Annotated in this window: 23 protein-coding genes and 1 tRNA gene; 17 read left to right on the forward strand and 7 right to left on the reverse strand. The window is 71.9% G+C overall.

The window, feature by feature from the left end; genetic code table 11:
* The 7 genes from M0638_RS23380 to M0638_RS23410 all read left to right on the forward strand — a co-directional run.
* A partial coding sequence (locus M0638_RS23380; protein ID WP_456316054.1) for a hypothetical protein occupies positions 1 to 181 on the forward strand: 181 nt, incomplete at its 5' end.
* Between the two features lie 595 nt (positions 182 to 776).
* Positions 777 to 1,502: a recombinase family protein gene (locus M0638_RS29175; protein WP_248669372.1), complete on the forward strand. Its 726-nt coding sequence runs from the start codon at positions 777 to 779 to the stop codon at positions 1,500 to 1,502.
* A gap of 204 nt (positions 1,503 to 1,706) precedes the next feature.
* Positions 1,707 to 2,024 (forward strand): hypothetical protein, encoded by a 318-nt coding sequence (locus tag M0638_RS23390; RefSeq protein ID WP_248669373.1) that lies wholly within the window; start codon positions 1,707 to 1,709, stop codon positions 2,022 to 2,024.
* Between the two features lie 407 nt (positions 2,025 to 2,431).
* Positions 2,432 to 3,562: an AAA family ATPase gene (locus M0638_RS23395; protein ID WP_248669374.1), complete on the forward strand. Its 1,131-nt coding sequence runs from the start codon at positions 2,432 to 2,434 to the stop codon at positions 3,560 to 3,562.
* A 171-nt stretch (positions 3,563 to 3,733) separates the two neighbouring features.
* A complete protein-coding gene (locus M0638_RS23400) occupies positions 3,734 to 4,024 on the forward strand; it encodes a hypothetical protein (protein ID WP_248669375.1) in 291 nt (96 codons plus the stop codon).
* Positions 4,025 to 4,096: 72 nt separating this feature from the next.
* Positions 4,097 to 4,600, forward strand: a complete 504-nt coding sequence (locus tag M0638_RS23405; protein WP_248669376.1) for a hypothetical protein — start codon at positions 4,097 to 4,099, stop codon at positions 4,598 to 4,600.
* Between the two features lie 79 nt (positions 4,601 to 4,679).
* A complete protein-coding gene (locus M0638_RS23410; RefSeq protein WP_248669377.1) occupies positions 4,680 to 5,117 on the forward strand; it encodes a hypothetical protein in 438 nt (145 codons plus the stop codon).
* On the opposite strand, the gene M0638_RS23415 is transcribed toward M0638_RS23410, so the two are convergent.
* The 3 genes from M0638_RS23415 to M0638_RS23425 all read right to left on the reverse strand — a co-directional run bounded on the left by M0638_RS23415 (position 5,114) and on the right by M0638_RS23425 (position 8,382).
* Positions 5,114 to 6,673 carry a site-specific integrase gene (locus M0638_RS23415; RefSeq protein ID WP_248669378.1) on the reverse strand — a complete coding sequence of 520 codons (1,560 nt, stop codon included), beginning with the start codon at positions 6,671 to 6,673 and terminating at the stop codon, positions 5,114 to 5,116. The two genes, M0638_RS23410 and M0638_RS23415, sit on opposite strands and share 4 nt — an antisense overlap.
* 86 nt (positions 6,674 to 6,759) lie before the next feature.
* Positions 6,760 to 6,835: transfer RNA gene (locus M0638_RS23420), tRNA-Glu, on the reverse strand.
* Positions 6,836 to 7,395: 560 nt separating this feature from the next.
* The gene (locus tag M0638_RS23425) at positions 7,396 to 8,382 is read right to left on the reverse strand and encodes a Bug family tripartite tricarboxylate transporter substrate binding protein (protein ID WP_248669379.1); all 987 of its coding nucleotides are present in this window, start codon (positions 8,380 to 8,382) and stop codon (positions 7,396 to 7,398) included.
* A gap of 683 nt (positions 8,383 to 9,065) precedes the next feature.
* Between M0638_RS23425 and M0638_RS23430 the strand changes: the two genes are divergently transcribed.
* Complete coding sequence (locus M0638_RS23430) at positions 9,066 to 9,272, forward strand: hypothetical protein (RefSeq protein WP_248669380.1); 207 nt, start codon at positions 9,066 to 9,068, stop codon at positions 9,270 to 9,272.
* Positions 9,269 to 9,934, forward strand: coding sequence for a PAQR family membrane homeostasis protein TrhA (gene trhA, locus M0638_RS23435; RefSeq protein ID WP_282572249.1), 666 nt, complete (start codon positions 9,269 to 9,271; stop codon positions 9,932 to 9,934). The genes M0638_RS23430 and trhA overlap by 4 nt, the downstream gene beginning before the upstream one ends.
* A 274-nt stretch (positions 9,935 to 10,208) precedes the next feature.
* On the opposite strand, the gene M0638_RS23440 is transcribed toward trhA, so the two are convergent.
* Together M0638_RS23440 and M0638_RS23445 are read right to left on the reverse strand one after the other, a co-directional pair.
* Positions 10,209 to 10,997, reverse strand: a complete 789-nt coding sequence (locus M0638_RS23440) for an IclR family transcriptional regulator (protein ID WP_248669382.1) — start codon at positions 10,995 to 10,997, stop codon at positions 10,209 to 10,211.
* A 156-nt stretch (positions 10,998 to 11,153) separates the two neighbouring features.
* A complete protein-coding gene (locus M0638_RS23445) occupies positions 11,154 to 12,344 on the reverse strand; it encodes an FAD-dependent monooxygenase (RefSeq protein WP_248669383.1) in 1,191 nt (396 codons plus the stop codon).
* Between the two features lie 163 nt (positions 12,345 to 12,507).
* Between M0638_RS23445 and M0638_RS23450 the strand changes: the two genes are divergently transcribed.
* From M0638_RS23450 to M0638_RS23480, 7 genes are all read left to right on the forward strand, one after another.
* Positions 12,508 to 13,518, forward strand: a complete 1,011-nt coding sequence (locus M0638_RS23450; RefSeq protein WP_248669384.1) for a Bug family tripartite tricarboxylate transporter substrate binding protein — start codon at positions 12,508 to 12,510, stop codon at positions 13,516 to 13,518.
* A 388-nt stretch (positions 13,519 to 13,906) separates the two neighbouring features.
* Entirely contained in the window at positions 13,907 to 14,671 is a 765-nt protein-coding gene (locus M0638_RS23455; RefSeq protein WP_248669385.1) for an enoyl-CoA hydratase-related protein, read from the forward strand.
* 7 nt (positions 14,672 to 14,678) lie between these two features.
* Positions 14,679 to 15,650, forward strand: coding sequence for a Bug family tripartite tricarboxylate transporter substrate binding protein (locus M0638_RS23460; protein WP_248669386.1), 972 nt, complete (start codon positions 14,679 to 14,681; stop codon positions 15,648 to 15,650).
* 15 nt (positions 15,651 to 15,665) lie between these two features.
* Positions 15,666 to 17,189 (forward strand): AMP-binding protein, encoded by a 1,524-nt coding sequence (locus M0638_RS23465; RefSeq protein WP_248669387.1) that lies wholly within the window; start codon positions 15,666 to 15,668, stop codon positions 17,187 to 17,189.
* Between the two features lie 2 nt (positions 17,190 to 17,191).
* Positions 17,192 to 18,370: a thiolase family protein gene (locus M0638_RS23470; protein WP_248669412.1), complete on the forward strand. Its 1,179-nt coding sequence runs from the start codon at positions 17,192 to 17,194 to the stop codon at positions 18,368 to 18,370.
* Positions 18,367 to 18,795, forward strand: coding sequence for a Zn-ribbon domain-containing OB-fold protein (locus tag M0638_RS23475; RefSeq protein ID WP_248669388.1), 429 nt, complete (start codon positions 18,367 to 18,369; stop codon positions 18,793 to 18,795). The genes M0638_RS23470 and M0638_RS23475 overlap by 4 nt, the downstream gene beginning before the upstream one ends.
* Positions 18,792 to 19,967, forward strand: a complete 1,176-nt coding sequence (locus tag M0638_RS23480) for a CaiB/BaiF CoA transferase family protein (RefSeq protein ID WP_248669389.1) — start codon at positions 18,792 to 18,794, stop codon at positions 19,965 to 19,967. Before M0638_RS23475 ends, M0638_RS23480 begins: the two co-directional genes overlap by 4 nt.
* Before the next feature lie 109 nt (positions 19,968 to 20,076).
* Here M0638_RS23480 and M0638_RS23485 read toward each other — a convergent pair whose 3' ends face one another.
* Complete coding sequence (locus M0638_RS23485) at positions 20,077 to 20,790, reverse strand: nitroreductase (protein WP_248669390.1); 714 nt, start codon at positions 20,788 to 20,790, stop codon at positions 20,077 to 20,079.
* A 90-nt stretch (positions 20,791 to 20,880) separates the two neighbouring features.
* On the reverse strand, positions 20,881 to 21,633 hold the full coding sequence (locus tag M0638_RS23490) for an alpha/beta fold hydrolase (protein WP_248669391.1): 753 nt from the start codon (positions 21,631 to 21,633) through the stop codon (positions 20,881 to 20,883).
* 136 nt (positions 21,634 to 21,769) lie between these two features.
* Here M0638_RS23490 and M0638_RS23495 point away from each other — a divergent pair, with 136 nt between their 5' ends.
* A complete protein-coding gene (locus tag M0638_RS23495; protein WP_248669392.1) occupies positions 21,770 to 22,702 on the forward strand; it encodes an AraC-like ligand-binding domain-containing protein in 933 nt (310 codons plus the stop codon).
* Positions 22,703 to 22,833: the final 131 nt, after the last annotated feature.

Below are 22,833 nucleotides of genomic sequence, written 5' to 3' on the forward strand. Positions count from 1 at the left end.
GTGTGTCCCCTCTCGCTTGGCGAGGTGGCGCCTGCCCGGGGTGCCGCCCCAGCCCCTGTCGGCGGCGGAGATCAGCAGGCGTGACGCCTATGAGGAGCGGGCAGCGATCCTAGAGTTCGATGCCGGCCTGACACGCGAGGAGGCGGAGCGGCTGGCGCGGATCGAGGTGGAAGGTCTGTGACCGGAGGAGCAGCGGCGCGCGCATGCCGCAGCGCCAGTTTGCCCAAACCATGTCGCACTGTGGGGGTGATTGTGGGGTGAAGCGGCCAACTGCCAGCTAACACACTGATATCGCTAAGCCCGTGGCGTCCCCTAGGGGACAGGCGGACGCAGCAAGAATCAAGAGCAAGATCAATGGGTTAGGCGTTCGGCTTGGCCGCTATTGGATCACCCTCTTGGTTCACCGGCAAGCCCTCTGCCAGGAAGCACGCTTGGTCTGGGCACGCTCTCTTCCGCCAGCGGCACCATCCCCACCACGGGCCAGCCACCTCCCTGGCGCAAGTACCGTTACCTCGGCAGGAAAGGGGTGGGGGCCTTCAGGGGCCTGGGGGGTCGGAACGACAACGAACAACGACCCCAATAACCGACTTTGCGAAGTCGATCCTGGAAACAAGCCCCGTGGGGGTCGGTCGCCAGATGGGACCCGGACGGCGCCGCCGGCCGCCACCGCAGGGCGGGCAGGACCAAGGCGTTCTGTATCGTGTGGCCTCAACGAGGGTTGACGATAAACGAAACAGACCGGATGATGCAGCGGCTACGCATCAGGAACCGCTGCCGTGTCCGTCCAAGCTCGCGACTTCGTCCCCTACCTTCGCGTTTCGACGGACCGCCAGGGCCGGTCGGGGCTCGGCCTTGAGGCGCAGGAAGCCGCCATCGCCGGGTTCATCGCCCAGACCCCCGGCGCGCGGCTGCTGGTGCCGCCCTTCGTGGAAGTCGAGAGCGGCCGGAAGGCGGACCGGCCGAAGCTGGCCGAGGCCCTGGAGAAGTGCCGCAGGACCGGCGCCACGCTGCTGGTCGCCAAGCTGGACCGGCTGGCCCGCAACGCGCGGTTCCTGCTGACCGTCGTGGAGGGCACCGGAGAGGGCGGCGTGGCGTTCCTCGACCTGCCGACCATCCCGGCGGGGCCGGTGGGGAAGTTCCTCCTGACCCAGATGGCCGCCGTCTCGGAGCTGGAAGCCGGTCTGATCGGCCAGCGGACGAGGGCGGCACTGGCAGCGGCCAAGGCCCGGGGCAAGACGCTGGGCGGTGTGCGGCCGGGCCAGCGGCTGCCGGACCAGGAAGCGGCGGAAGCCGGCCGCAGGTCCAGCTTGGAGACGCGGCAGCGAGAAGCCGACCGGGCCGCGCATCGGGCCGCCCGCCGGATGACCGAGCTGCGGGACCGGGGGATGGGCTTGCAGGGGATCGCCCGTATGCTGAACGAAGCCGGCGAGCGGACGGTGCGTGGCGGGGTCTGGACGGCAACGGCCGTGAAGCGGGTCCTGGAGCGGGTGGGGGCAGTCTGATCCCCGCCGGACCTCGATAGTCGTTGGTATTCAATCTGGAGCGGAACGGTCTTGAAGAAGGAAAACGGTTTCCGGCTTCACAACCGCTTGTCCCACGAATCCGTTCCGAATTAGACTCGTCTCGGGCTTTCGCACGGCCCTCAACCGAGAGGATCGAGATGCAACACCGTCCCGGCACATGCCGGCGAGACGAAGGAAGTAGCTGTGTCTGACAACGTGATTACCTTCCCGCCCCGCCGCCCGAGCACCGCGCCGGAGGATCTTCAGGCTGGCTTTGAGTTCGCCGCCCAGCATGGCTGCGAGGTGGGCGAAGAGCGGACCGAAGACGGGGACGCTTGGCTGTTCGTCCAGCGGCATCCGAACATCGGATGCAGCATCATCACACGGCGCGAAGGTGGCCGGCTCCACGTCGAAGACCCCTGGAACGAGGAAGGCGGCTACTTCGACAGCATCGGGGAGGCGCTGACGGCGGCCCTGAGCGCGGCCGAGGGGCGCGGCCTGCGGGGGCCGGAAGCGGCGTAGCACGGGCGCTCGGCGCGGTAGGGACTGCCGGCCAGCCCGACGCAGAGACGCCGCCGGGCCATCACGGGGAGACCTCCGGAGGCCGCTGCCGAGAGAGCCGCCATCGCTGCGCCGGGCGCACCTCCGCTGTCGCTCCAGCGCGACCCCCGCCGATCTTCACAAGGCGCTGTCGGTGGCGCAGCGCAGACCGGAACTCCGCCTGTAGGATAGCGTCGGCGCGTCTGAAACAAATCGTGACGGCACACTAGTGTGCCAATAGGCGGGGGACAGATCGAAACTTCGCAGAATATATCATGGCCGTTTCACATGCTCTTTTTGCCGGCGTGAGTATGTGGTCATGGAGTTCCTTGTTGCGCCTCAGACTCTAGCCCTCTCTATAGGCGGCTCCCCTCAACAAGGAGCCGCACATGGAAGTGCCACCAGCCACCGCCGACCTGACCTCGGGTCGGCTCGTCAAGTTCCCCGCCGCCGATGCCGGTGGGGCGATCATCCTGCCGCGTGCAGGGGTCACCACGTCGCGCCGTCAGGGGGGCTTGAAGACCCGCACCCTCCGGGAGTTGCTGGCGCATCCCTTCCCCACTCGTCAGCCGCTGCTGTTCCCCGTCCTTCGTCAGGGCGAGAGCATGATGCTCTGGGCACAGACCGGAGCAGGCAAGACATGGGTCTCGCTCTCCATGGCGCTCGCCATCGCCGGGGGCGGCTCCTTCCTCGGATGGACCGCCGAGACGCCACGCCGCGTCATGCTGCTGGACGGCGAGATGGCGATGGAAGACCTCCAGGACCGGCTGCGTGACCTCTGCGCGGCCATCGACGGGTTCGACCCGGAGGCCGCCGCCGACAACCTGTTGATCGTCGCCCGGCAGGACCAGGGCGCTGACACGGTCTTCCCCGACCTCGCGAACCCGGACGGGCAGGCGAGGATCTTGGAGATGGTCCGGCAGCACGGCGCCGAGCTTCTCGTCGCGGACAACTTCAGCACGCTGGCCGAGGTGGAAGACGAGAATGCGGCCGGCGCGATGAACCCCGTGCTGGCGTTCCTGCTGCGGCTCAAGCAGGCCCGCGTGGCGTGCATCCTGGTGCATCACTCGGGGAAGACCGGCCAGAGCTACCGAGGGTCCAGCAAGCTGGCCGCGACCTTCGAGGTGATCTTGGGGCTGACCCGCGACGAAGCGGCCGGCGGTGTCCAGGGAGCGGCCTTCACGACGTTCTGGGAGAAGTTCCGGGGCGAGCCCCACGACACACTCGTGCCGAGGGACGTCCGGCTTGGCCGTAGTGAGGCCGGCGCCCTCGCCTGGGACGCACAGCCCGCCGAGAGGGACAACATCCGCCTGTTCCTCGAAGCGGCAGCCACTGGGAACTTCCCGCATCAGACGGCAGCCGGTGCCTCCCTCGGTTGGGACAAGACGAAGACCTCGAAGACGGTCACGAAGGCCATTGCGGCGGGACGGACCACGCGGCGGCAACTGGACGAGATCTTCGAGGCTGCCAGGGAGGGATGCGCGGTGGAGGTCGCAGAGAGCGGCGAACCGCCGTTCTAGAGGCAGTGGCCGCGCGATGGCACGCCGGGGGACTTCATGTCCCCGGCAGGAACCCAACGAGTAGGAGTTGCGAGTTGCACGGTCTCCAAGGGCAGCAACCTGCAACCACCCCGCCAACACCGTGACCGCGACCCTGCGGTTACTTCCATGAGCATCATTGAAAGAATCACCATGAGCACGATCAAGACCCTGACCGCCAAAGACATCACGCTTGAGGCCGGCGCCGAGATCACCATCCGTCTCGCCGATTGCGATGCGCGGGACCTGATGGACGTGTCGGACATGCTGACCCAGGCCAGCGGCGACAACTTCGACGCCTTCCCGAATGAGCAACTGCTGCGCGCGGCAATCGCCATCGCGGCGCGGCACGCCCGAGCGCAGCTCAAGGACATGTCCAATCTGTGGGGGCGGCTGTCGGGCGAAGACGACAACGAGCCGGCGGAAGACGGCGCCTTCGCCTGACAGGTGCGCCGGCTTCTCCTTCGCTTCGGGGAGGCCGGCGCCCCAACATCCCGCGACATAGAGATGATGAACATGAGCAGCACGACGAACGAGCACAGCACCCGAACCCGGACATGGCGGCCGGGGTTCGTGAGGGGAAAGCCTTGGGACCCGGCCAACATCGGCGTCGTGAGGGGCTACCCGAAGACCGAGGAGGAGTGGCAGGCGCGCCGAGAGCGCCAGATACTGAAGGCGAAGGCGCTACACGAGCGCGGGGTCTTCCACCGCCGGGGCGTACCGGACGGCTGGTCCGGTCGGAAGGATGATCTGGATGCGATGCGCGCCACCGCCGCCGAGAAGGCGCGTCAGGCGGTGCAGGCCATGATCCGGCGCAACTCCCTGCCCAGCGACGACGAGCGCGCGCACATGGCGCTGGAATCGCTGATGGCCATCATGCTCTGCGAGGCCGAGCACATCTCTGACAGAGTGTCGGCGGCGCGGGCCGTGCTGAAGTTCACGAAGGGACAGGCTCCCCGGCGCAAGGAGGACACCTTGCCCGCAGCCGAGGAGCTGGTCGCGGAGATGCTGAAGGAGTGATCGGTGCGGGCCGGCGTGCTGAATGTCGGCCCGCTCCTACGGGTGAAGGTAGCGTCACCCCCATGACAACGGCCCCGGAATGACGCACTATGCGCGCATGATCCGGACCGCTATTCCCGCCCTGGTTGCTGCCCTGCTGACCCTGGGCGGCTGCGCCCTGACCGATGCCGACATCGCGGTCGCGAGCAACGGCAAGCTCTGCCACCGCTACTTCACGCCCATCGAACTCGACTACCGCAGCCCGAAGATACAGGCCGAGTTGGCCCGGCGTGCCGAACGCCTGGGGCACTCGCCATGCGACGACGCCCCGTATAACCCGCTAACCGGTCAGTCCGGCCCGGCGGCGGTTGGGGTGAACCCCTTCGCGCCTCTCGCTGCGGCGGCGGCTGCTTCGGCAGCGGCCAGCCAAGCGCAGCCGGCGCCCATTGTGGTGGTTCCGCGAGCCACGCCGGTACAAACGGACTGCAATGTCCGCCGCACCATCACGGGCGCCAACATGTCCTGTTCGAGCAACTAGGGGCCGGCGCCGCCCCTCGGCGGCAACGGCGAGACCACCTTCACCAGTTCCTTCGCCAGCTCATCCGGCCGCCCCCGCCAGCCGGCCCCATAGCCGCCCCCGGCGTTCATCGGGTTGGAGTGCCCCAGGATGGCGTCGGCGGCCTCGGCCGGCACGCCCGCGAACCGCAGCGTGTCCTTCATGCGGTGCCGCCAGGAGTGCCCGGCGACCTTGCCCTTCTGGTCTATGCCGACCTTGCCCTTGAGCCACCGCCTCAGCTTCTTCGTCGCCATCTCGCTCCGCTTGCCGAAGCGGCCAGGCGTCAGGTCGGGGAACAGCGGGCCACCCTTCGGCAGCCCTTCGACGTACCGCAAGAAGCCCTCTTCGGTCAGCGCCGGGTGCAGCGGCACGAGACGGACCGGCTGCCCATCCTTGAGCGTGCGCCCCTCCGTCCGGTCGTGGATGTCGAGGACCCACACGCCACGAACCTGCCGGATGTCGGCCCGCAGCGCCCCGGTGGCCTCTTCCAGACGGCATCCGGTGAATGCCAGGACCCAGGGCAGCCAGCGCAGGAAGCCGCGCTCGCTCCTGGCGGCGGTCAGGATGCGGGCCGCCTCGTCATCGGTGAACGGCTCCCGCTCGCTCGTGTGCTTCTTGGCGCCGCGCGGCGACATGCCGGTGAACGGGTTGGCCCGACCCTCGGGCAGGTAGCCGTTGCTGGCGCCCCAGTTCCACAAGCTCCGCAGCATGGCGAAGTCAGCCGCGACGGTGGCCGGTTTCACCCCCTTGGCGAGCCGCGCGGCCTTCATGTCGCGGACCGCCGCCTTGTCCACCTTGTGCGCGTCGTCATGCCCGGCGGCGGCGCGGAGGTGCGCCAGGGCGGACTGCCGCTTGTCGAACGTCTTGGGCTGCTCCTGGCGCTCCTGCTGATGGGCTTCGAGAAGCGCCGTCATGGTCACGGCGGGCGACGCCGGGGCCTGCGGGGGTGGATAGCGCGCCTCCTCGGGGTCGGGACCGAAGTTCTGCTCTGCCCGCTGGAGCCGCCGTCGCGCCAGCCGGTAGCGCAGCGTCCAGAGGTGGCCGGCCATGCGCCGGATGGAGTCGGCGTCGCCGAGGATGCCTTCGGTCAGGAGATGCTGCCGGGCCTGCTCAAGCTGACGCTCGGAGGGGATGAACTCCCGCCCTGGCAGACTCTCGTCTTCGTCGCTTTCAATGACCCACGATAGTTCGCCGAGGACCAGATCAAGGTCGACGTCGGCCGCCTCCATGCTGCCGGGCGCCGCATCCACGTCGCGGGCAAGGCGCCGGTAGTAGTCGCCGGCCAAGGCCGCGAGCCGGTCGTCCGGCACCGAGACCACGGCACCACTCGCCTGCAACCGTGCCCGGTCCAGCTCGGCCTGGAGTTCCGCCATGGCCGCCGGATGGAGTCGCTTGGCCTCCTTCGGGTCCTTCGTGTTGAGGGACCGACGCAGCTCCACGCGGCCGACTACCGCCCGCAGCGCGACGGGAACGGCGAGGCGGGCCATGTAGGTGCCGGACTTGGGGCGCTTGAAGGGACGGGGCATCGGCAGCGGCACGTTGGATCACCCGATTGGATCACCGGGCGCCTGCAACCTACTGATTTGCCAGAATATCTCGCCGGGTCAACACCTTGCGGTGTACGTGGCGTCCCCTAGGGGATTCGAACCCCTGTTACCGCCGTGAGAGGGCGGTGTCCTAGGCCTCTAGACGAAGGGGACCCAAGCGAGGGCCGCTGTCTACCCGGCACCGGCTGACCTGGCAACCCCCACTGCGCATTTTCTGTCACGCTCTCGCTTTGGCCTGCCATGCGGTTTCTGGCCCGATGACTCGCTTCCGGTTGGATTTCGTTCCGTTGTCAGTTCGGAAGCCGTCCGGAAAGGCAGCGAATCAGCCGGCGGAGGCCGCCGGGCGAGCAGGCGGAACAGCCGCGAGTAGGTGCCTTGGCTGGACAGCCCGCCCGGCAGCTCCAGGGACGCGCGGAACAGGGCCTCGCGGCCGCCGCCGAAGACGACGCAACTCGCCGCCCCGCACACCAGACGGTCAGGGCAATCACCAGCATGTCCCGCAGTTATGCCGCCCTGTGTTGCCGCAGCGCGGGTCGGGCAACGCCTCGAACGCCAGCCACGGCGACATCCCATTCCCGCCCCACCCAATCCACAGGAAGCAAACAGGAACCAAGCCGACCCAAACAGCCCGGAACCGTCCCTCCAAATGCGATCGCCCCGCGTGCATGCCACAGTCCGTCGGCGAGGGAGTGCAGAAGGCCGCGCCAGCCGGATCAGCCCGGCGTGATGCCGCGCGCCTTCACCACCTCGCCCCAGCGCACCATCTCCGCCAGGACGAAGTCACGGAACGCCGCACGGGACATCGGCGCCGCCTCCGACCCGTCCTGGCGGAAGCGCGCCACCACCTCGGGGCGGCGCAGGATCGCCGTCACCGCCGCGTGCAGCCGCTCGAGCACCGGCTCGGGCGTGCCGGCGCGGGCGAACAGGCCGAACCAGTTCTCGGCGCTGAAACCGGCGAGGCCCGGCGTCTCGGCCAGGGCCGGTACCTCGGGCAGGGAGGGGAAGCGCGCCTCGCCGGTATAGGCGAGGGCGCGCAGCCGCCCCTCGCGCAGCAGCGGCAGCGCCGAGGATGGGTTGTCGAACATCGCGTCCACCTGGCCGGAGATCAGGTCCGGCAGGGCCGGGCCGCTGCCGCGGTAGGGCACGTGAACCAGGTTCGTGCCCGTCCTCTCCGCCAGCAGCTCGATGGCGAGATGCGTCATCGAGCCGCTACCGGCCGAGGCGAGGTTCAGACCGCCGCGCTGCCGTGCCAGCGCCAGCAGCCCGGCCGCGTCGCGCGCCGGGGAGGCCGCCGGCACCAGCAGCAGCAGACCGTTGCGCACCAGCAGCGTCAACGGTGCGATGTCGCGCACGCTGTCGTAGGGCAGGCGCGGGAACAGGGCGGGGTTCACCGCGAAGGGCGCGCCGGCCACCAGCAGGGTGTGGCCGTCGGCCGGGGCGCGCACCAGCGCCTCGGTGGCGATCTGCGTGGCGGCGCCGGCACGGTTCTCCACCACCACAGGCCGGTTGCCGGGCAGGGCAGGCTGCAATTCCTGCGCAATCACGCGGGCCGCGAGGTCCGCCGTGCCCCCAGGTGCGACGCCGACCAGGATGGTGATGCCGCGCGATGGCCAGTCGGCGGCGAAGGATGGCGTCACGCGGCCGCAGGCCGGTGCGGCCAGGAGCAGGCGGCAGACGGCGCGCCGGGAAGTTGGAGGCATGGCGGCATGCTACGAAGTATCGGCGAAGACGACCACGATCAAAGCGACCGCTCCTCGCTGCCCTGCCGGGCCGCCTTGCGCCCGCCGCGCATGTTGCCGGCCGTCGGCAGCAGCCTCTGCCCGTCGCGCCGCAAGCGCAGGACAATCCCTGGAGGCCACCTTCGGGTCAGGAGCCGTCCCGGATTCCGCGCTCGTCGATCGGCGCACGCCGGCGCGTGATCTCGGCGGCGACCCGTGCATGCATCGCCTCGGGCGAACTGCCGACCGTACGCCGTCGCCGCGAAGGCATTACGCTGGCCCATGGCACGGCGTTCGAGCCCGGGGAACCCGCCCGGCGGCTCGGGGCCGGGATTCCGTCTGGGGCCCTGCCGGACCACGCGCCGTAGGATGCGCCGGATCGTGGCGGGAGGGCGTCCGGATCGGGGGGCATGGGGCGAGGCTGAGGAAGGCGGCCGGAATGACTGCCCGCGAGTCGGCCGGAGTGACCGCCGCAGGCGCGCCCCGTGGGCGCTTGCGTTCCCGCCGCGGGGGCTCCTTGAGCCACGGTTCCACCGAGATCGATCGACATCGGAAAATTGTGCGTCGTTCGAGGCCTCGTGCGTCCATACTGCCGGGCGGCCCGCGTGCCGCCGGCATCGATCGGACGGCTTCCTGCCGCCGACGGCCGCTCCTGAAAGCATCTCATGTCCGGGTTCAGGTTCAAGGTGGGCCAGCACGTCACGCTGCTGCCGCTGTTGCAGCGCTACTCCAAGCATGTCGAGGAAGCCGGCTCGTTCACGATCATGCGCTGCCTGCCGAGCGACACGCATTTTCGGGCCTACAGGGTACGGAACGACGGGAACGGCCACGAGCGGGTGGTCGAGGAAGGCGAGATGCGGCCGCTCGCTTGAGCGCGGCCGGTCGCCGGCTCGGCCGGTACCCGCGGCGGGAGCGCCTGGCTGACCGCTGCGTGCATGCCGTGAGCGTGTCGACCGCGATCATCGCCGGCGTGGTGCTGGTCTGGTCGAGTGCCCGCGCTTCCTCCTACGGCCCGTCGGCCGCCGTGATCCGTTACGTGGCGGGCCTGCTCGGAATGCTGGGAGCCTCGGCTGCCTACAACATGGTGGCGGAGGGCAGCGCCCGGCGCGGGACGCTGCGGCGGCTGGACAGGGCAGCGATCTTCACGATGGTGGCCGGCACGTGCACGGTCATGCTGCACGGCACCGTGTCGACGCCCCTGGCCTGTGCCGCCGCTGTCGTGATCTGGAGCGTGGCGCTGTTGGGCACGATGGGCGCGATGTTCCGGCCGGGCCGCCACGAGAATGCCGGCCTGATCGCCTGCCTTGTCATGGGGTGGGGCACCGCGGCCCTGCTGCTGTGGGGGCCCGTCGCCACAGGGGGCGGGCTGGGGGCGGGCGGAACATGGTGGCTCCTGGCAGGCGGTGCCCTGTACTCGGTCGGCATCGGTTTTCACCTCTGGCATGCCCTGCCGTTCCAGAATGCGATCTGGCACGGCTTCGTATCGGTGGCCGCGGCCTGCCATTACGTCGCGGTGCTCGGGCTGGTCACGTAGCTTGGCGCGTGCCTTCTCCCACGATGCCGGTCAGCCCGGTCCACGCCTCTCGGCGATTGCCTGCCGCATCTCGGCCCGGGCCACCGCCCCGCCGGCCTCCGCCGGCTTCTTCATCTCGGCGGCGCGCCACCACGCGCATCGTGCCCATCGCGCCGCGAAGGCCGATGATGTGGGCCGAGAGGCCGAGCGTGGTCCCGAGCGGGAAAGCCCGCGCGCATGCCTCATGAGCCGGAGCGTTGTCGAACCGGGCGCGCGCGCCCTGCCTGAAGATGCTTCAGCGGGCAGCAGGTTGCCCGCGCCCCAGGCCGTAGCCCAGCGCGGCGGAGGCGGCCTGGCCGGCCAGGCGGAGTTGTGCCGCCGTGCGGCCGTCCGGTGCGATGTCCAGATGGCCGGCGGCGCCGAGGGTGGTGAGGGCGGCGGCCAGATCGCCCGCGTGGTTGAAGACGGGGACGGAGATCGCCGCGAAGCCGGCATTGAGCAGGCCGTCGGTGATGGCGATGCCGGACCGCCGGGCCGCCTCGATCGCCGGCCGCATGTTCCGGCCGGCCTCCGTCGCCTCGGCCTCGGGCAGGAAAGCGAGGAAGACACGGCCGGAGGCGGAGCGGTCCAGCGGCAGCGCGAAGCCGAGCCGGATCGCGAGGGAGACGTTGCGCCGGCCATCCAGCCGCGCGACGATCACCGGCGACTGCCCAGACCAGACGGAAAGATGCACGGACTCGCCGGTCTCGTCGCGGAAGCGGCGCATGGCATCCAGCGCCGCGTCCCGCACGTCGAGGCGGCCGAGGGCGGCCAGGCCGAGAGACAGGGCGCGCGGGCCCAGATCGTAGCGGCCGCCATCCCCGTCCTGCGTCACGAGGCCGACGGCGCGCAGGCTGGCGAGATAGGCATGGGCGCGGCTGGGCGGCATGCCGGCGGCGGCGGCCAGCTCCTTCAGCGGCGCCGGCCCGCCGGCCGCTTCCAGCGCCGCGATCAGGCGGAAGCCGATCACGACGGACTGGATGGATCGCTGTTCGGAACCGGCCTCGGTCCCCGTCTCGTCCTGGCCCGTGCCGGTGGAACGCATGGGGGCAATTAACGGCCACGCATGAGGGGCTGTCAATTGAGCCCCCACCGGTGAGGATCACCCCGCTTTTCCGTCGGCGCCTGGGCTCTGCCGGGGGGAGGCGCCGTCGCCGGCACCCGACCGGGGCACGCGCCGCGCCGCGTCGCCGGCGATGGCTCAGACGGCGACCTCCTCCACCTTGTAGCGGAACAGCCAGTCGTAGCGCTCGCGGACCCGGTCCTCGGCCCATTCGCGGTCGACATAGGCCTGTGCCCCTTCCAGCTCGGCCAGCGCCGGGTTGTGGAAGCGCCGCGCATTCTCCGCCGCGGCCAGCACCATCCGGTTCGTGCGCTCGCGCCGCGCCGCCTCGTAGCGCAGCAGCGCGGCGGGCAGGTCGTCGCCCGCCGCGCCCGCCAGCGCGCGCGCGAGCACGTAGCCGTCCTCGATCGCCTGCACCGCGCCCTGCGCCATCATCGGCAGGGTGGGATGGCAGGCATCGCCGAGCAGCGTGACGCGGCCCTCCGTCCAGCGCTCCAGCGGCGGCCGCAGCATCAGCGCCCATTTGTAGGGCACCTCGATGGCCTGGATCATCGCCTGCACGTCCGGGTGCCAGCCGCGGAAGTCGTTCGCCAGCTCCTCGGTGGTGCCGCGCTGCGTCCAGGATTCCACCTGCCAGTCGTCGCGCTCGACGATGCCGACGAAGTTCATCAGCTCGCCCCGGTGCAGCGGATACTGCACGACGTGCCGCCCGGGCCCGACCCAGTTGATCGCGACGGTGCGGCGCATGTGCGCCGGCAGCGCCGCCATCGGGATCACCCCGCGCCAGGCGAGCATGCCGGAGAAGTGCGCCCGGTCCTCTCCGAACAACTGGTGGCGGATGGCGGAATGGATGCCGTCCGCCCCGATCAGCACGTCGCCCTCCGCCGTGCCGCCATCGGCGAGGTGCAGCGTCACGCCGCCTTCATGCTGGGAGAAGCCCGTCGCCCTGGCGCCGAGGCGGATGGCGTCGGGCCGCGCGCGCCGCACCGCCTCGGCGAGGGCGCCGTGCAGGTCCGGCCGGTACACCGTGTAGTAGGGGAAGCCGTAGCGGGCGACGGATTCCGCGCCGAGGTCGAAGAGCTTCCAGGTGCGGCCGGTGCTCCAGAGGCGGATCTCCTTGCCGCTCGCCTCGCAGGCCTCCCGCTCCACCGCCTCGCCGACGCCGAGGGCGTGCAGCACGCGCGAGCCGTTGGCGCTGATCTGCACCCCGGCGCCGACCTCGCGCAGCTCCGGCGCCTGTTCGTGGACCTCGACCTCGAGGCCGCGCTGCAGCAGGGCGAGCGCCGCCGTCAGGCCGCCCAGACCGCCGCCCGCAATGAGAACCTTCACCGGCCTTGCTCCCACCATCGCCTCCCTGCTGTGGCCAGCCCTGTCCGCCGGCTGCCAATATTCAATAGTGGATAAACTTATTCGTCAATTGCGAATTTCGCCGGATGGAGGCATGGTCGGCCCCTGGCTACCGGGGCCAGGGCGGAAAGCGGGAGGAACGATGGTGCGGATCGGCAGACGCGGCATGTGCGGCTTCATGGCGGCGGGCCTGGTCGCGGCGCGCGGCGGCCAGGGGGCGGCCCAAGGAGCGGTCCAGGGGACGGTCCAGGGAGCGAACTGGCCGGAACGGCCGGTGACGATCGTCAGCCCCTTCGCGGCGGGCGGGCAGTCGGACCCGATCGGGCGCGCCGTCGCGCTGCATTTCCAGCGCAGCTTCGGACAGCCCTTCGTGCTGGAGAACCGCAGCGGCGCCGGCGGCACGATCGGCGCGCAATACGTGGCCAGGGCCGCGGCCGACGGCCACACGCTGCTCTTCGGCACCACCAGCAGCTTCGTCATCGCGCCCTTCGTCTATCGCGAGGCCGGCTACGACCCGGCCGCCTCCTTCGCGCCGGTCGCCGTGGTGTCGGAAGGCCCGATGATCCTGACGGCCGGCACCGGCACCGGCTTCCGCTCCGTGGCGCAGGTGGTGGAAGCGGCGCGCCGGGCGCCGGGGCAGGTCACCTATGCCTCGGCCGGCAATGGCAGCCTGCCGCATCTGCTGGGCGCGCTCTTCGCCCGCGCCACCGGCACGCAGCTGACCCATGTGCCCTATCGCGGCGGCGCGCCGGCGATGAACGACCTGATCGGCGGGCAGGTGGACCTGTTCTTCGAGGCGGTGGCCAACGTCGCCGCGCATGTCGAGGGCGGACGGGCCGTGGCGCTGATGAGCACCGGGCGGGAGCGTTCGCCGCTGCTGCCGCAGGTGCCGGTCGCCGGCGAGGTGGATCTCGCGGAGCTGACCCTGACCTCCTGGACCGGCCTCGCCGCGCCGGCCGGCACGCCGTCCGCCATCGTCGAGCGCCTGAACGCGGCCACCAACGCGGCGCTACGCCTGCCGGAGGTGCGGCAGTTGATGGAACGCAGCGGCATCCGCGGGGTGGGCGGCAGCCCGGCGGAGATGACGGCCCGTATCGGCCGGGAGTCCGGGATCTACCGTGGCGTCATCGCCGAGGCGCGGATCGCCGTCGAATAGCGGCGCCGGCCGCCTGTGCCGGCTGGCCGTGCCGGTCGCGGACCGACGGCGCGGCCGGAAAGCTGGCGGCGAATGTATTTCGCAATTGACGAACTGCATTCGATCATGCCCAATGAGGCCGAGGAAACCTGCCAGGAAAGCGAGAGGGCCGCTCATGACCGCAGAACGGAAACTGCAAGGCACCACCTGGCCCGGCCCGTCGCACCGCCAGCCGGACCGGGACGGCCGACGGCCCTGGCCGCCGCGCCGCCCAGCCGGTCGTCGCGCCGCTCCCACGCCGTCCTAGGGCCGGCATACCACCCTCCCCCCTTTCCACGCCGCGCCGGACCCGGGACGGGCCGCGCGCGGCCCGTCCGCCGCCACCTCCCCCAGCGAAAGAAGAAGCCGCATGAGCGCCAACGTCCTCCTCGTCGAGCATCCCGCACCGCATGTCGTGCTGCTCCGGATCAACCGGCCGGAGGCGCTGAACGCGCTCAACGCCGAGGTGCGCGAGGCGATCAACACGACGCTGCCGCGGCTCGACGCCGACCCCGAGGTGCGCTGCGTCGTGCTCGCCGGCAGCGAGAAGTCCTTCGCCGCCGGCGCCGACATCAAGGAGCGCGCCGGCATGTCGGCCGTCGACGTGATGAAGATGAGCACGACGCGCGGCATCGCCGTCTTCTCCAAGCCGATCATCGCCGCGGTGAACGGCTTCGCGCTCGGCGGCGGCTGCGAGTACGCGCTGCAGTGCGACATCGTCGTCGCGAACGACCGCGCCCGCTTCGGCCAGCCGGAGATCAAGCTCGGCCTGGTGCCGGGCGCCGGCGGCACGCAGCGCCTGCCGCGCGTCGTCGGCAAGCACAACGCCATGTACATGGTGCTGACCGGCAACATGGTGAGCGCGCAGGACGCGCTGCGCATGGGCCTGGTCTGCGAGGTGGTCGAGGGCAATTGCGACGCGCGGGCGATCGAGCTGGCGGCCCAGATCGCCGCGATGGCGCCGCTCACCGCCAGGCTCATCAAGGAGGCGGTGAACAGCGGCGCCGACATGGCGCTCGACGCCGCGCTGCGGCTGGAGACGCGGGCGCACCAGCTCGCCTTCGCCACCGAGGACGTGCGCGAGGGCATCGCCGCCTTCATCGAGAAGCGGCAGGCGCGGTTCGGCGGGAACTGAGGCGGCCATGCTGCTGCGCAAGCGCGCCTTCCTGGGGTCCGCCCTCGCCGGCCTGCTGCCCGCCGCGCTGCCGCTCCGGCCGGCGCGGTCGGAGGCCTTCCCGACGCGGCCGGTGCAGATCATCGTCGCCTTCCCCCCCGGCGGCCCATCCGACGCCATCGCCCGCTCGATCGCGCCGGCCCTGTCGGAGCGCTGGGGTGTGCCGGTGATCGTGGACAACCGGCCCGGCGCGGCCGGCTCCATCGCCGCCTCGCTGGTGCTGCGCGAGCCGGCCGACGGGCACACGCTGCTCTTCACCGCCTCCACCCACGTCCAGGCGATCGGGCTGAAGCTGCGCCTCTCCTACGACCCGGTGGCGGACTTCCAGTGCATCATCCAGGCCGCGGTCTCGCCGCTCGTCTTCATGGTGCGGCCGGACGGGCCGCGCACGCTGGCCGAGTTCATCGCCCTGGCGAAGCAGCGCAGCCTCAGCCACGCCTCCTTCGGCGTGGCGACGACGGGCCACATCTACGGCGAGTACCTGAACCAGGCCGCCGGCATCGCCATGGTCAACGTGCCGTTCAACGGCGGCGCGCCCGCCGTCTCGTCGCTGCTCGGCGGCCAGACCGACTGCTCCTTCATCGAGGGGACGCAGGCGATCCCGCTGGTGCGGTCCGGCAGCCTGCGCCCGCTCGCCGTGACCGGCCCGACGCGCTTCACGCACCTGCCCGACGTGCCGACCTTCGCCGAGAGCGGCTTCCGCGGCTTCGAGCTGCGCGGCATGCACAGCATCCTGGCGCGGTCGGCCGTCCCGGACGGGATCGCCGACCGCCTGGCCGCCGAGCTGGGGGCGGTGATGGGCGAGCCGGCGGTCGTCGCGCGACTCGCCTCGCTCGGCGTGGAACGCCCGCCGCCGACGCCGGACCGGCGCGCCGCGCTCCGCGTCGAGGCGGCGCAATGGACGGACCTGATCCGCCGTACCGGCATCAGCGTGCAGTAGTCGGGGAGCAGGAAGATGCCAGAAGCCAAGGGCCGCATCGTTGTCGCCGGGATCGAGACCACGCTTCCCGAATTCGAGAACCAGGTCGCCAGGGCCATGGCCGGTCTCGCGCGCCTCGGAGTCGGCGAGGGCAGCGCGGTGCTGCTGCTGCTGCGCAACGACACCGCCTTCCTCGTGGCGGCGCAGGCCGTCTCGCGCCTCGGCGCCTACCCGGTGCCGGCCAACTGGCACAACAAGCCGGACGAGATCGCGGTGATGCTGCGCGATTCCGGCGCCCGGTGCGCCGTGGCGCACGCGGATCTCGCGCGCTCCCACCTCGCGGGCAGCGAGGTGACGGTGGTGGCGGTCCGGCCGCCGGGCGCCACCGATGCCAGCGCCAAGCTGGAAGGGCCGGGCTGGATCGCCTGGGAAGCGCTGCTCGCCGGCAGCGAACCGCGGGAGGTGGCGCCGGTGCCGCAGCGTGGCGCCCTCATCTACACCTCCGGCACCACCAGCGCGCCCAAGGCGATCGACCGCGCGGCGATGACCCCGGCGCAGGCCGCGGCGATGGCGGAATCGCAGTGCCTGACCTACGGCTTCCGCCCGGGCATGAAGGCGCTGATCTGCGGCCCGCTCTACCATTCCATGACGATGTCCTACGCCTTCACCGCCATCCGGACCATGGGCGAGGACGGTGCGCTGTTCGTCGAGACTCGCTTCGACGAGCGGCGGCTGCTGGAACTCGTGGAGCGCGAGCGGATCACGCATCTGCTGATGGTGCCGGTGATGTTCATCCGCCTGCTGCGCCTCGACCCCGACGAGCGCGCCGCGCGCGACGTCTCCTCCATCGAGGCGGTGACGCATTCCGCGGCGCCGTGCAGCCGCGAGGTGAAGGAGGCGATGGTCGCCTGGTGGGGGCCGGTGCTGCGGGAATTCTACGGCGCCAGCGAGAGCGGGCCGGTGACGCTGCTCGCCGGCGAGGACTACCTGCGCAGGCCGGGATCGGTGGGGCGGGCCATGGCGGGCTGCACCGTCCGCGTCCTCGGCGAGGACGGGGCGCCGCTGCCGGCCGGCGAGACCGGCGAGATCGCGGTGCGCAACGGCTCCTACCCGGAATTCACCTACCGCCACCGGCCGGAGGAGCGGGCGAAGCTCGACCGCGACGGGCTGATCGCCACCGGCGACATCGGCTGCCTCGACGAGGAAGGCTTCCTGTTCCTGCGCGACCGCAAGAAGGACATGATCATCACCGGCGGGGTGAACGTCTATCCGGCCGAGATCGAGGGCATCATCCTCGAACGGGCCGAGGTGCGCGACTGCGCCGTATTCGGCATCCCGGACGCGGAATTCGGCGAGTCCATGGCCGCCCATATCGAGCTCTGCGCCGGGGTCGATCCGGACATGGAGGCGATGCGCCGCCACCTCGCCGACCGGCTCGCCAAGTACAAGATCCCGAAGGTCATCCACTTCACCGAAGGGCTGCCGCGCGACGACAACGGCAAGATCGCCAAGCGGCACCTCGCCGCGCCCTATTGGGCGGATCGGGGGCGCGGCCCGTGAGGATGCTCGCCGACCGCGCCATCGCCGTGGTGGCCCATGGCGAGGTGCCGAACGCCAAGGGCTCCGGCCGCTCGGCGCTGGAGCTGGGTGCGGCGGCGATGCGCGACGCGCTGCGCCGCTCGGGCATCCGCCTGGACGAGATCGACGGCGTGCTCGCCACCACGCCGCTCTCGGAGGCGGGCGACCCGTTCTGGACCAACCTGCTGGTCGAGACGCTCGGCCTGTCGCCCACCTGGCTCCAGGCGATCGACCTCGGCGGCGCCTCGGCGATCGCGGGCGTGGCGCGCGCCGCGGCGGCGATCCATGCCGGCGCCTGCGAGACCGTGCTCTGCCTCTTCGCCGACGCGCCTTCCACCCGCTATCTCGGCCGGCAGGGCGGGCATCGCGCCGAGATCGCCGACCCGGCCGGCTGGGGCGGCCCGGTGACGGGCTTCGGCCTGCTGGCCAGCGTCTATGCCGACCGGTACGGCTGGCCGGAGGCGGCGCTGGCGCGGCTCGCCGTGCAGCAACGCGAGAATGCCGCCCGCAACCCGAATGCCTGCGCCGAGCTGGCCCGGCCGCTGACCGAGGAGGCCTACCGGCGCTCCCGCCCGATCGCCGATCCGCTGCGGCTGCTGGACTGCGTGATGCGCTGCGACGGCGCCAACGCCGTGATCGTCACCTCGACGGCGGCGGCGCGCCGGCGCGGCCTCGCGCGCGTGGCGCATCCCGTCGCCTATCGCGAGCTGACCAACCCCGATCCGCGCGGCGAGAGCGACGACCTGCTGGCCTCAGGCTTCTCCGTCGTCGGGCCGCGCGCGCTCGCCGATGCCGGCCTCGCGGCTTCCGACATCCGCATGCTCCAGGCCTATGACGACTTCACCATCGCGGTGCTGCTGCAACTGGAAGAGATCGGCTTCTGCGCACGGGGCGAGGCGGGGGCGTTCGTCCTCGCCAACGATCTTTCCCCGGCCGGGCGCCTGCCCGTGAACACCGGCGGCGGCCAGCTCTCGGCCGGCCAGTGCGGGTTGGCGGGCGGCGGCATCGGTCTGGTCGAGGCGGTGCGGCAGATCCTCGGCGAGGCCGGTCCGCGCCAGGTGGTGGCGCCGCGCAACGCGATGGTCACCGGCCTGGGCGTGGTGCCCTATGCCGGCAATTGGGGCACCAGCGCCGTGCTCATCCTCGAAGGGGGCAGCCCATGAGCGACGGCGCCAGCACCGGCGGCCTCGACCTTCCCGAAGCCGGCTTCGACGCGGCGAAGGCGTTCTGGGCGCACCTCGCCGCCGGCGAGCTGCGGCTGCAATGCGATCCCGGCGCGGATCGCTGCCAGTTCTACCCGCGCCCGCTCAGCCTGTTCGCGCCGGACGGGGCGCTCGAATGGCGCGCCGTGCCGCGCACCGGCACGCTGCTGGCGCTGACCACGGTGCGGACGCCGACGCCGGGATTCCCGTTGCCGCCGCCCTACCGCGTCGGCCTGGTGCGCCTGGATGCCGGGCCGCGCCTGTTCGGCGTGGTCGAGGCGGAGGCGGCGCCCGCCCTCGGCAGCCGGGTGGAATTGGTGCCGCCCGAGGCGGCGGAGGGCGTGCCGCCGCTGCGCTTCCGGCCGGTCGGGGCGGCCGGCGCATGAGCGCCCCGGCCGGGCCGGACACCCAGGCCGCCGCCGCCCCCGCCGGCACCGCGCCGGGCGGGCCGCTCGCCGGGCTGCGCGTGGTGGAATTCGCCGGGCTCGGCCCCGGCCCCTTCGCCTGCATGCTGCTGGCGGACATGGGCGCCGACGTGCTCACCGTCATGCGGCCCGGCGAGCGGCTGCCCGGCCCCGGCTCGATCCTCGGCCGGGGCCGCCGGGTGGTCCGGCTCGACCTGAAGTCGGAGGCGGACCGGGCCGCCGTGCTCGCCCTGTGCGACCGCGCGGACGTGCTGGTGGAGGGCTTCCGGCCCGGCGTGATGGAGCGGCTCGGCCTCGGGCCGGAGGCGCTGGCGCGGCGCAACCCGCGCCTCGTCTACGGCCGCATCACCGGCTGGGGGCAGGACGGGCCGTTGGCGCCGCGCGCCGGCCACGACATCAACTTCATCGCCCTGGCCGGCGCGCTGCACGCGATCGGCCCGGCGGAGGGGCCGCCGGTGCCGCCGCTGAACCTGCTGGGCGACTATGCGGGCGGCAGCCTCTATCTCGTCTGCGGCGTGCTGGCGGCCCTGCTCGAACGGCAGCGCTCGGGGCGCGGGCAGACGGTCGATGCCGCCATGGTGGACGGCGTGCTGTCGCTCATGAGCGGCATCCTCGGCATGGCCCGGACGGGCCGCTTCAGCGAGGCGCGCGGCACCAACCTCCTCGATGGCGGCGCGCCCTTCTACGCCGTGTACCGGACCGCCGATGGCGGCCATGTCAGCATCGGCGCGCTGGAACCCGCCTTCTTCGACATCCTCTGCGACCGGCTCGACCTGCCGGCGCCGCTGCGCGCGGCGCAGCGGGACCGGGCCGCCTGGCCCGCGCTGCACGCCGCCTTCACCCGGATCTTCGCGGCACGCCGCCGCGACGAATGGGAGGCGCTGCTGGGCGACGTCGATGCCTGCTTCGCGCCGGTGCTGCCGCTCTCCGAGGTGGAGGCGCACCCGCACCACCGCGCGCGCGGCGCCTTCGTCACGGTCGGGGAGAGCCGGCAGCCGGCGCCGGCACCGCGCTTCGGCCGCACGCCCTCGGGCACTCCCGCCGCCGCGCCGGCCCTGCCGGTGGCGCCGGAGGCGGCCCTCGCCGCCTGGGATGCCGCCGCGCCGCCGGAACCGGCCGGCGGCCGGGACTGAAAGGACCCGGGCGATGGCCGCGCCACGGCGGAATCCGCTCCGGCCGGCACCGGGTGGCGCCCCGGCCAACCGGTCCCGGCGCGGCGTCACGTCCCGGCGCCGCGCCGCACTACGCGCCGTGCCAGTCGACGACCTCGGCGAGCGGCGCCCGGTCGGTGCGGAAGGCGTTGGCGGGATGCGCCGTGTCCTCGTAGCCGAAGGAGATGCCGCACAGCACCTGCCGCCCCTCCGGGATGCCCAGCCGCGCGCGGAGGATGGGCGCGTACATCGCCAGCGAGGCCTGCGCGATGCTCGCCACGCCCAGCGCCTGCGCCGCCAGCATGAAGCCGGTGACGTAGGCCCCGCAATCGACCGCGCCGTAGGGGCCGAGCGCCGCCTCGGTGGTGACGATCGCGACGTGCGGCGCGCCGAAGAAGCGGAAATTCTCCAGCGCCTGCCGGCGCGAGGCCTCCCGGTCGCCGGCCGCCACGCCGGTCGCGGCGTAGAGCTGCAGGCCGGAGACGCGGCGCCGGTCCCGGTAGACGCCGAGATACTCCTGCGGGAACGCGATGTCGGGCGCGGGCGCGCCGGCGCGCGCCGCCTGGAGCACCGCCTCGCGCAGTTCCTCCGTCGCGGCGCCGCCCGTCACGTGGACCCGCCAGGGCTGGGTGTTGCACCAGGAGGGCGTGAGCTGCGCGACCGCGAGGATGCGCTCGATCACGTCGCGCGGCACGGCATCGGGCCGGTAGCCGCGGCAGCTGTGGCGCGTGCGCAGGAGCGCTTCCAGCGCCCCGATGGCATCCATCTCCGGCGCCGTGCCGGTCGGTGCCTCACCATCCATCATCCCGTCCTCCCTGTTTCCGGCAATGCCCGTCCTCCGATCCCCGTGACGACGGGCGGCCGCCGCCCCGCCGGGGCCCGGCCACGGTGCCGCTCAGCCCGGCGCCAGGAAGCCCGCGAGATGCGAGGCGAGGATCAGCGGGCATTCGTTCGCGGGATAGTGGCCGCTGTCCGGCATGACGACGAGCCGCGCGTTCGGCAGCGTCGCGAGCCAGGTGGCGCGGGCCACCGCCTCCGTGATGCCGGGATCGTGCGCGCCGAGGATCACCAGCGTCTCCGCCGTGACGTCGGCCGCCTCCCGCGCGAAATCCTCCAGCGCCCAGGATTCGAAGTAGGCGGCGAAGGCGTCCGGATCGCTGATGCGCATCGAGTGCTCGGCCACGCGCCGGCTCCAGACCGGCGGCAGGCGGCCGCCCGTCGTGTTGGCGACGATGCCCTGGCGCACGCCGACCACGTCCCTCGCCTTGCGGAACAGGCCGAGCCGCTGCTCGTCGAAGGGCGAGCGGCCGGCCCAGACGGGGGCGATGCCGCAGAGCTTCCCGACGCGCCCCGGCGCCTCGACCGCCACGCGCAGCGCCGCCTTGCCGCCCATGGAGTGGCCGACGACGTCGAACCGCTCCCAGCCGAGTTCGTCGGCCAGCGCCACCGCGTCGCGCGCGATCGTCGCGACGTCGTAGGGGCCGGCCTCCCCCTTGCGCTCGCCGTAGCCGCGGAATTCGAGGCAGGCGAGGCTGAAGACGTCCGGATCGATGGCGGCCAGCATCGCGTCGAAATCGTGCGCGTCGCCGAACCAGCCATGGATCAGCACGGCGCGAACAGGCCCGTTGCCGTACCGGTATGCTTCCATCCCGCTTGCTCCACCTCGCATCGCCCGGCCATCGAACGGGCCGCGCGGAAGACTAGGCAGGCAAGCGGCGGGCGGGCTGCGCCGGCACGGCACCGCGTCTGTGCGTGGAAGGAAGAAAAGCAGGGAGGATGACGGTATGCGGCAGCCAGGGGGCCGGAACTACTGCCTGAAGGGTCTCTCCTCGGAGATCCTGTCCTCGATCTTCGTGCCGCTCGAGATGCGCGGCGCGGCCGCGGTCGAGGGGCGCTACCACGTCACGGAGCTGGATTCGCTGCGCTTCATCCGCGCCCGCAGCCGTGGCGACCGGTACGAGGCGCGGCGGCGGCAGGACCACATCGCCGCCGGCGCGGACGGCCACTGCTTCGTCTGCCTGCCGCTGAGCCGCCCGACGCTGCTGCGCCAGGACGGCGCGAGCTGCCTGCTCGAACCCGGCGATCTCGGCCTCGTCGATTCACGGCGGGAATACAGCGTCGAGGTGCCGGCCGGCAGCGACACGCTGTGGCTGCGGCTCGACACGGCCCGGCTCGCCGGCCGCTTCCGAACGTCGCCGGCGATCTTCGCGCGTCGGATCGACGGCAAGGCCGGCATCGGCCGGCTCGCCGCCGGCTTCCTGCGTTCCGCGGTACGGCAGGAAGGCGAGGTGCCGGTGTCGTCCCGGACCCTGGTCGCCACCGTGGCGACCGACCTGCTGGCCGAGGCGGCGGCCACGCTGCTCCAGGACCGGCCGTTCCGCTCCGGCAGCCAGCGCAGCTTCGACCGCGCCTGCCTGCACATCGACCGGCATGCCGACGACCCCGAGCTCTCGCCGGCTTCCATCGCCCGCGCGCTCGGCATCGGCCCGCGCTACCTCAGCCAGCTCTTCGCCGATCGTGGCGAGACGGTGATGGGGCGCGTGCAGCGGCGGCGGCTGGAGCTGTGCCGGGCGCGGCTGGAGCGGGAGGTGTGGCGCCCGGGGCTGATCACCGAATTCGCCTATGCCGCCGGCTTCGGCAACGTCTCCAGCTTCAACCGGGCCTTCAAGGCGGCCTTCGACCGGACGCCAAGGGAGGTGACGCTGCCCCAGCCTTGAGAGTTTGCGAAGAATGCCCGTCGGCGTCGATGCCGACCGAGAAGGACGAACCTTTTCAACGGGCATTCCTTCGCAAGTTCGATTTCTTCACACACTCTGACCGGGCGGCACGCATTCCCGGCGCACCCTGT

Origin of the sequence: Roseomonas acroporae (assembly GCF_023223525.1) — a bacterium.
Classification (GTDB): domain Bacteria; phylum Pseudomonadota; class Alphaproteobacteria; order Acetobacterales; family Acetobacteraceae; genus Roseomonas_E; species Roseomonas_E acroporae.